Raw genomic sequence first — 8851 nt, 5'->3', positions numbered from 1 at the left:
GGCCGGGGCGGTGGCGTCCACCGCCCTGGAGCTGGGGCTGTGCCTGCGGCAGCTGGTCCGGGCCACCGGCGTGGCGCTCCGGCCCTTCCAGTGGCTCACCGCCCCCGGCCTGGCCGCCCTGCTGGCCGGGCTGACAGGCAATCTGCTCTTCCATTCCCTGAAGGACGCCGGCCTCTCCCCCGTCCCCGCCGGGCTGGGAACGGCCGCCTTCGCTCTGATCCTCTACCTGGCCGCCCTCCAGGCCCAGGGGGTCAAAGCCCGAGAGACCCTGCGGCTGGATTGGTGAGACCTCCCTCCAGCCGCAGGAGGGCAAAAAAAGTGACGGCCCACAGCCGTCCGCTTCATCATCACAAAAAAGAAATGACCCTTGACTGTCCGTTTCATAATCCGTTACAGTCAAGGGTCATTTCTGTTCTGTCTTATTATCTAACATCATATGGCTACCTCCGTTTCTATTGGATACGCTCCGCCCGTCTTCCGTCCAGCAATCCTCCAGTTCTTCCACGACCAGCTCTCCTGCCATTATTACGGCTGATTCCTCAAATGTGAGGCCCTTGGTCGGATTCCCTTCGCATTCTTTCCAGTCAACGTGCTTTGCGCTGTCCTGAACTCCTGGCGTGCCGATTAGATTTCTCCCACACTCTCCAATTCGTTTTTAACACGGCTCAGCGTCTTGCCAAGAGCTCAGCTGCTGGGGCACTTACTTGTACATTGGACTCATCCTTCCTCTGGTTATAATATACCACAGCGCACCGATTTTGTCAATTATTTTTGTTCGTTTTATTGAACAAAATCTGCTGTCTATTTTTTTACAAATCGAACAACTCCCGGAGACCCGCCCCAGTCAGGCGGTTCTCACACACACTCCGGGTCGCCAGGCAGGGAACAGAGAAACTCATATTGGGGCACCAGAGACCTCCAGCCCTCCAGCACCTGTCCGGCCAGCTCCGGGGTGAAGAATACCCCTTCGCAGTTGCGCTCACAGGTGAGGCTGAACTGCTTGCAGTTATACCAGGGGTAGAGCAGGGGGCCCGGGTCCCCCTTGGGCCGCTTATACAGCTGGCCGTCCATATGGAACTCCCCCCGCCTCTCCACCGCCCGGGCCAGCTTCTCCACCGGCTTGGGGTCCCGGTCGATCCGGGCCCGGAGTCTGGCCATAGTGGCGGGAGGCACGTCCCAGCAGCCCATACCGTAGCCGTAGTGGTCGGGGGCCACCTCAAACCAGAAGCAGGGGATGGCGCTGTCCCGCTCCCCCGGCCTGCGCAGGGAAAACCACAGGTGATCCTTATAGGGTCCCCGGCCAAAGAGCCGCCGGGCATCCCGGTAGATGCGGCTCACCTTCAGCTCCAGCCCCAGCTTGGGGCAGGCGGAGACCATCTCCTCCCGGAGCTGCTCCGCCAGCTCTCTGGTGGGCCGGTCCACAAGCTCCAGGAACTCCTCTTTGTGGGCCTGGAACCAGGAGCGCTCGTTATTCAGCTTCAGGCCCCACAAAAAATCAATGGCGCCCTGGGTATAGCCTTGAAACATGGTCGTTTCTCTCTCCTTTTAACAATTCCCGCCCCGGTTGGGGCGGGAATCAGACATCTTATGCTGGACTCAGGCGGCCGTGGCGTTGGGGTCGATGGGGCGGAGGCCGGAGTCGCTGGGCGGCGGGACAGGGTCGGGCGCCGGCTCCGGGTCAGTGGCGGTGCCGGGATCGGGCGTTGTACCGGGGTCTGACGGCGCCGTCGTCCCCGGGTCTGCCGGGGTGGTCGTGCCGGGGTCCACAGGGGGTGTCGTCCCGGGGTCCACCGGCGTGGTGGTGCCGGGGTCCTGCGGAGGCTGGCCGCCCACCCAGGTGGTGGGGTCGCCGTCGGCGGGGTTATAGTGGTAGACGGTGGGCCGCATCTTATAGACGCTGACCCCCAGGTCCTGCTTCTCCAGGACGGAGCCGTCGGCGGCGTAGATTGTCCGGTAGGTCTGGGCGGAGCGGCCCCGATAGGCGTTCTGCTCCCGGTCCAGCACCAGGGACCCCCGGGCCACGTTGGCGTCGGGCAGATACTGCACCGTGGGGGCCACCACTCCAAACACGCCGGCGGTGGGCTCCACCCTGATGCCGTCCACATTGGTGCCGTAAATCTTCACATTGAGCTTTCTCGCCCCGCCCGCGTCATAGCTGGAGGTGACGATCTTAATGGGATAGTCGGTACTGTTCTTGAACTTGAAGTCCAGCGCCCCATAGCTCACGGTGGCATCCATGCCGTCGGGCACATAGCCCACGGCGTATCGGTGGTTGTGCCGCTCGGTGATCTCCAGGCTGGTATGGAGCACAGCGTAGTAGATGGTAGAGGAGGGCTGGCAGACGCCGCCGCCCACCTCCTGCACCGTGGCCCCGTTGTAGTAGGCGGGGGCGGACTGGTAGCCCCTGGCCGCCGTGCGGGGGCCGGTGGAGTCGTTATAGGAAAATACCTCGCCGGGTAGGAGGATCTTCTCGTTGCAGGCCGAGGCGGCCAGCTTCACGTTGCTCTTCCGGGCCGCCGATCCGCTCACCGTGCTGGTGGCCTCCCCCAGGACATCCCGGAAGAGGCTCCCCCCCAGGTCGTCCCTGGTCACCTTGGGCTGGGTGAGGGTCAGTGGGATAGAGAAGGTCTCGCCGCTCCCGGCGTTTTGATAGGCCGTTTTCAGCGCTTCCACGTCAAAATCCACGCCCACCGCGTGGTCGGTGATCTCCATGGCCTCCAGGTCCAGAGAGGCGTCCCTGGGCTCGGTGTACACCGCCCGGTGGATGGCGTCAAAGTCCGGGTCTGTCTGGGTGGACTGGCTGGGCACGATCTGTATGGGCATGGTGACCTCCCCGGTCTCCCCCATGCTCTCCTGCATGAACTTCTCCTTAATGAGGTGCAGGATGCCCTCCCGGACGTCCCGCTCCGCCTGCTCCCAGTCCACGGCCACCACGGGGGCCCCTTTCACCATCTCCAGCCGGTCGCCCTTGATCTCATAGCCCCGGTCCTCGCTGTTGGCGGCCGCCTGCTGGGCCAGGCCGTCCAGGACAGCCCTCATCGCCGGCTCGTCCTCGGGAATGACCACGGGCACCATGCTGGACATGCCCAGCATGTGGCCCACCAGCTGGGGCCCGGCGGTGAAAAAGTTCTCATGGCCCACCTGCCAGGCATCCTGGGCGCTCTGGGCGGCGTCGATATCCATATCGCCGGCGGTCAGCTCCGCGCTGGGGGCCGGGCTTGCGCTTGACTGGGTAAGGATCACCTCCAGCCTCACGCCCTGCCCCTTCTGGGCCAGCTGGGTCTCTACCGTTGACTGGGCCTGCTCCAGGGTCATACCGGACACGTCGATGTTGGACACCGACACATTGGGCAAAATGGCATCCCGGCCCATGGCAAAGGCGCATAAGCCCAGATAGGCCGCCGCCAGTGCGCCAATCACTACGCCGGTTATGATAAGGGATTTTTTGCCGCCCCCCTCTTTTTTCGCCACACGAGTTCCTTCCATCCCATACACTCCTCCTGAATCGGTCAAAGTATCTTTCCCGCCGGACACGGGATTATCTTCTTTCTGTCTCTGCGGGCTCACGCCGCACCAGTTTTATATTATAGCACGGGGACCGCGGCAAAATAATTACAGAATAGTTACAACTCCCCTGAGGCATTTACTTTTTCCCCGCTACGCGCTATGATAACAGTATGGGAGTCCGCGCTCTTTTCTTCACCAAATTTTAAGAAAAAATCAATTCCATTTTTCTGATTTTCTGGTATAGTGAAATATGAACTGACCACCGGAGCTATGGGGGGTACAAAATGTCTGACTATCAAAGGAACCCGGGATCAAAAAACGATACGGCTTATTGGCTGATTGCCGTGGGCCTGCTCTGCACCGGCTTTGGCAGCTGGATCGGCGTGTTGATGATCGTCTTAAAGCTGCTTGACGGCGACAGCAAAAAGAAAAAACGCCAGCAGGGCCGCCACCCCTACTACCAGCAGGCCGGACGGGAGCCCCTGGGCGCCCGAACCGCCTCCGCCCCGGAGGAGTCCGCCCGGCAGACAGCCTATCAGGCTCCGCCCGCCTGGGAGCAGCCAAAGAAAAACGCTCCCAAGGCCCCGAAGCTCAAGAAGAAGGCGGGCCGTGACCTGGTGTCTGAGCTGGACAAGAAGGGCAAGAGCTGGGCCATCGCCGGCGGGGCCACCGCCGCCGGGTGCTTCATCGGCCTGATCGGCAGTATAGGCGACGCGCTGTACTGGCTGTTCAGCGGCGACATTGCCTTCTTTATGGAGGAGCTTTCGGGCCCGCTGGTACTGCTGTGCTGTGTGGCCGGGGGGCTGGGCTGCCTGTGGGCCGGGCTGCGCAAGCAGAAGCAGGCCAAGCGCTACCGCAGCTATCTGAACATCATCGGCCAGCGCAGCGTGGTGTCCATCTCCTACCTGTCCTCCGCCACCGGGCGCACCCCCGCCCAGGTGCGGGACGACCTGGACGACATGCTGGATGACGGCCTGTTCCCCCAGGGCTTCCTGGACTATGGCGGCGACCGGCTGGTCCTCAGCGGCGAGGACATCGTCCAGCCCCCCAGGCAGGAGGAGAGACCCGCCCCACAGCCCTCCAAGGGGGACGAGAGCGCTGTCCTCAGCGAGATCAGGGCGGTGAACGACGCCATCGACAACGAGAAGATGTCCGCCCAGATCGACCGCATCGGCGTCATCACCGCCAAAATCCTGGACTACCAGAAGAGCCACCCCGACAAGGCCCCCCAGCTCCACAGCTTCCTGAGCTACTACCTGCCCACCACCCTGAAAATCCTCCGGGCCTACGCCCAGCTGGAGGACCAGGAGATCTCCGGCCAGAACATCACCGCCGCCATGCAGCGCATCGAGGGGATGATGGACAAGGTGGTGGAGGGCTTCGAGAAGCAGCTGGACCTCCTCTTCCAGGGGGACGCCATGGATATCACCACCGACGTGGAGGTGCTGGAGCGGATGCTGGCCAAGGACGGCCTGTCCGACCAGGAGGGACTCACACTGGGCCTGTAAATGAGCAAACCGCCCCAATTTCGGGGCGGTTTCTTTATATACACTAAAAATTTCCTTGTATTTCCGGTAGTACTGTGCTATAGTGGGATCACGAGGCAAATAAAGGCAGAGCGTGGGGTGGTTGCAACACCCCGCGCTCCTATGCGGGAGACGCACCTCCCACACAACAGCTATACTGCGCCAGCCCTCATTATATCGGAAACTCAGCCTTTTTACAAGGGGCGGTTTGAGGGTTTGTGTCTGGATAAATGCGGTGTGGGGTCATTGATCCTGCGCCGCTTTTGTTTGTCTCGGTGGAACACACCCCGGAGGGCCGCATTTCTCCGCCCTCCGCGGGCAGTGCCGCTGAGATATTCCCCAAAACAAAATGAGAGGAAGGAAATCTATGAAAAAGAAAGCCCTGTCCCTCGCGCTGGCTCTGGCAATGTGCCTGAGTCTGACTGTCCCCGCCCTGGCGGCGCCCCAGAGCAGCTATACCTCGCCCAGCGGCATCACCATCAACGTCACCCCCGCCCCCGCCGCCCTGGCGCGCTGCGATCATAGAGGAGAGGGCATCTTTGCGAATAGCTCTGGCGAAAACCATACTTTTTACGATATCAACGGCAACGTCCTGGGCACCGGATCCGGCTATAGACTCATGGGATATTTCCACAATGGACGGGCCCTGGTCAAGGCCTACAACCCTTATACAGCCGAGGAGGCGTTCGGATACATTGATAAGACAGGAGCCATGGTGCTTCCCGCCCAGTTCAAGAACGCCAAGGATTTCAGCGACGGATTGGCCTGTGTCTCAGTAGACGGAAACACCTGGATGTACATTGACAAGACCGGCGCCAGGGCCATAAGCCGGGATTTTACCAAAACTTATAGCTTTGCGGACGGTATCGCGCTGGCCGCAGTCCCCACCGAATACGACGGCACCTTAAACTTTCCCACTCCTGACCACCATATGTTCATTGACAAAAGCGGCAATACCGTCTATGAGTTCCCCCAGGAACAGCGCGTTTCCGATGCTGGAGGGTGGTACATGTCTGATACAATCAGCCCCGCGCAAAACGTACAAGGCAATGATTCCTATGGAACCTTCCAGCATGGCTGGATGTTTGTCCAGGATAAGGCGGAAAATGTGTACCTGATGGACAAAACCGGCACGAAGCGAGCTGTACCCGACCTGAACGGAGCAGCCCTCTCCGCTTATCTGGGGAATGACCGCCTCCTGGTGAACAAAAGCTCCAGGTCGGCAATCATAACCATGGACGGCACGATGCTCATGCCCTACATCTACGCCTATAATGAGCTGGACGGCAGATTCGACTATGGCGTCTCCAGGTTCGGGACGCCCAATCATGGGATTGTTGATTACAGCGGCAATATCGTGGTTCCGGTTAACTGGTCCGGCGCCGGCAGCGGCTCTTTTGCTAATATGGTGGACGGCATGACGGTGGGCAATGAGTGGGGAACAAAACAGTTCACTTACCTCTTTTGGACCTCGGACTGCCCTTATGCCCCCGGTGCGTCCGGGCAGAAGCCCGTTGACCCCGAGCCCACCAATCCTGAGCCCACCAATCCTCCCGCCGGGACCATCCCTGCCAGCGGCACGGCGGCAGCCAGCACTCAGGCGGTTGAGGTGGACGGCAAGGCGGTGGAGTTCCAGATGTACGCCCTGAAGGATGCCAACGGCAACAGCACCAACTACGTAAAGCTGCGCGACCTGGCCCACGTCCTCAACGGCACAGCCGCTCAGTTCTCCGTGGGCTACGACGGGGCCATCTCCCTGACCACCGGCCAGCCCTATGAGGACACCGGCTCTGAGATGACCACCCCCTTCTCCGGCGACCGGGCCTACACCGGCGGCGGTCAGTCCGTCAAGATCAACGGCTCCGCCGTTGAGATGACCGCCATCAACCTCCTGGACGACAACGGCGGCGGGTACAACTACTTCAAGCTCCGTGACCTGGGCGCCGCCCTGGGCTTTAACGTGAGCTGGTCCGCTGAAAAAGGCATCTTCGTGGAGACCGGCAAGCCCTATGCGGGATAACATCAAAAACCGCCTCGAAATCGAGGCGGTTTTTTATCTTCTGTAGGTCACATAGCGGAATTTGACGCCGTTCTCCTCCAGCTCCGGACTCTCCTCCGCAATCCTCCACTCCGGCAGGGCGTCCAGGTTGGGGAAAAAGCAGTCGGCCCCCAGGAAGGACCGGCCTATTTTTGTCACATAGGCGGTATCGCACCTGTCCAGCAGAGCGGCATACACCGATGCCCCGCCGATCACAAAGGAATCCGCCGGAGCGGCGGCCAGCAGGGCCTCCAGGCTGGAGAACACCTCCGCTCCCTCAGGGGCAAAGCCGGGGCTTCCGGACAAAATCAGGTTCCGCCGGCCCCTGAGGGGCCTTCCTCCGGGAAAGGTAGCCAGAGTCCTGCGGCCCAGAATCACCGGGTGTCCGGTGGTGAGGCTCTTGAAGCGCTTCAGGTCCTCCGGGATGTAGACCAGCTGGTCCCCGTCCTTTCCAATGGCCCAGCTTTGGTCCACGGCGACAATCAGGTTCACAGGCAAGCCTCCCTTCTGTAGGGCGCGGCGACTCGGCGCGCCGTTTGTATCTATGTCACAATGTTCACTTGGCTGCCCGCCGGCCCACGGCGGGCCGGGTCGTCCCGCCCTACACCGCCACCGGGATTTTCCCCTCCAGGGGGTGGGCCTGATAGCCCTCCAGGCTCACGCTGGCGGGGGTGAAGTCGTAAAAATCGGCGACGTTCCTGTCCAGGCTGAATTTGGGGGCGTCGAAGGGGGTCCGGGCAATCAGCTCCTCCACTATGGGGACGTGGCGGTCGTAGATATGGCAGTCGGCGATGACGTGGACCAGCTCCCCCGCCTCAAAGCCGGTGACCTGGGCGATCATGTGGAGCAGAACGGCGTACTGCATCACGTTCCAGCCGTTGGCGGTTAGCATATCCTGGGAGCGCTGGTTCAGGATGGCGTTGAGGGTGTTCCCCGACACGTTGAAGGTCATGGAGTAGGCGCAGGGGTAGAGGGCCATCTCGCTCAGGTCGTGGTGGTTGTACAGATTGGTCATGATCCGCCGGGAGGCCGGGTCGTGCTTCAGGTCCCACAGCACCTTGTCCACCTGGTCCATGTCCCCCTGGGGGTAGTGGTGGCGCACCCCCAGCTGGTAGCCGTAGGCCTTGCCGATGGAGCCGGACTCGTCGGCCCAGGCGTCCCAGATATGGCTGTTCAGGTCGTGGATGTTGTTGGACTTCTTCTGCCAGATCCACAGAAGCTCGTCCACCGCCGACCTGATAAACTGCTTGCGGACGGTGAGGATGGGGAACTCCTCCCGCAGGTCGTAGCGGTTGACGATTCCAAACAGCTTTACTGTGTGGGCGGGGGTTCCGTCCTCCCACCGGGGGCGGACCTCCTGCCCGGTGTCCCAGACGCCCTTAGACAGGATGTCTGTGCAGTTTTGGATAAATATCTGGTCGGCGCAGCTCATGGCGTAATCTTCCTCTCTGTCTTTTAGCCAGATCATTTTAACACAAAATACGGCGGGGCACAAGCCCCGCCGTATCTCCTCTCAAGCTCCTTTGTATTTCTTCCGCGTAGCGATTCCGCCCCGGATATGCCGCTCGGCCTTGTTCTGCTCCAGGACCTCCTTCACCTTGAGGTAGAGCGTCCGGTTAAAGGTCGGCAGGCGCTCAGACAGGTCCTTGTGTACACTGGATTTTGAAATCCCAAACTTTTGTGCCGCGGAGCGCACCGTGGCCCGGTTCTCCAGGATGTAGAGCGCCAGACGCTCGGCCCGTTCCTCCATGTTTCCTTTCAAAGCACAACACTCCCCGAC

General features: G+C 61.1%; 7 protein-coding genes and 1 pseudogene. 3 read left to right on the top strand and 5 right to left on the bottom strand.

All coding sequences use genetic code 11. The annotated features are described in order from the left end of the window. A pseudogene (locus D1641_RS12230) lies at nt 1–286 on the top strand (stage V sporulation protein B); the annotation flags it as partial. A gap of 569 nt (nt 287–855) precedes the next feature. Here D1641_RS12230 and D1641_RS12225 read toward each other — a convergent pair. Continuing rightward, nucleotides 856–1527, bottom strand: a complete 672-nt coding sequence (locus D1641_RS12225) for a DUF2461 domain-containing protein (RefSeq protein WP_160666077.1) — start codon at nt 1525–1527, stop codon at nt 856–858. Between the two features lie 69 nt (nt 1528–1596). Then, on the bottom strand, nt 1597–3486 hold the full coding sequence (locus D1641_RS12220) for a VanW family protein (protein WP_160666075.1): 1890 nt from the start codon (nt 3484–3486) through the stop codon (nt 1597–1599). Between the two features lie 305 nt (nt 3487–3791). On the opposite strand from D1641_RS12220, the gene D1641_RS12215 reads away from it, so the two are divergent. Together D1641_RS12215 and D1641_RS12210 are read left to right on the top strand one after the other, a co-directional pair. Beyond that, on the top strand, nt 3792–5015 hold the full coding sequence (locus D1641_RS12215; RefSeq protein ID WP_160666073.1) for a 5-bromo-4-chloroindolyl phosphate hydrolysis family protein: 1224 nt from the start codon (nt 3792–3794) through the stop codon (nt 5013–5015). Between the two features lie 385 nt (nt 5016–5400). Next, nucleotides 5401–7053: a WG repeat-containing protein gene (locus tag D1641_RS12210; RefSeq protein WP_160666070.1), complete on the top strand. Its 1653-nt coding sequence runs from the start codon at nt 5401–5403 to the stop codon at nt 7051–7053. A gap of 33 nt (nt 7054–7086) precedes the next feature. Here the strand turns inward: D1641_RS12210 and D1641_RS12205 are convergent, their stop codons facing one another. The 3 genes from D1641_RS12205 to D1641_RS12195 form a co-directional block, all read right to left on the bottom strand. Further along, on the bottom strand, nt 7087–7563 hold the full coding sequence (locus D1641_RS12205; protein ID WP_160666068.1) for a dihydrofolate reductase: 477 nt from the start codon (nt 7561–7563) through the stop codon (nt 7087–7089). Nucleotides 7564–7672: 109 nt separating this feature from the next. Beyond that, nucleotides 7673–8503: a thymidylate synthase gene (gene thyA / locus D1641_RS12200; protein ID WP_160666066.1), complete on the bottom strand. Its 831-nt coding sequence runs from the start codon at nt 8501–8503 to the stop codon at nt 7673–7675. Between the two features lie 81 nt (nt 8504–8584). After that, the gene (locus D1641_RS12195) at nt 8585–8833 is read right to left on the bottom strand and encodes a sporulation transcriptional regulator SpoIIID (RefSeq protein ID WP_160666064.1); all 249 of its coding nucleotides are present in this window, start codon (nt 8831–8833) and stop codon (nt 8585–8587) included. Between the last annotated feature and the right edge of the window lie 18 nt (nt 8834–8851).

Source organism: Colidextribacter sp. OB.20 (assembly GCF_009911595.1).
Lineage (GTDB): Bacteria > Bacillota > Clostridia > Oscillospirales > Oscillospiraceae > Lawsonibacter.
Note: the sequence above shows the minus strand (reverse complement) of the source record. Positions and strands in the feature narration are given on the sequence as shown.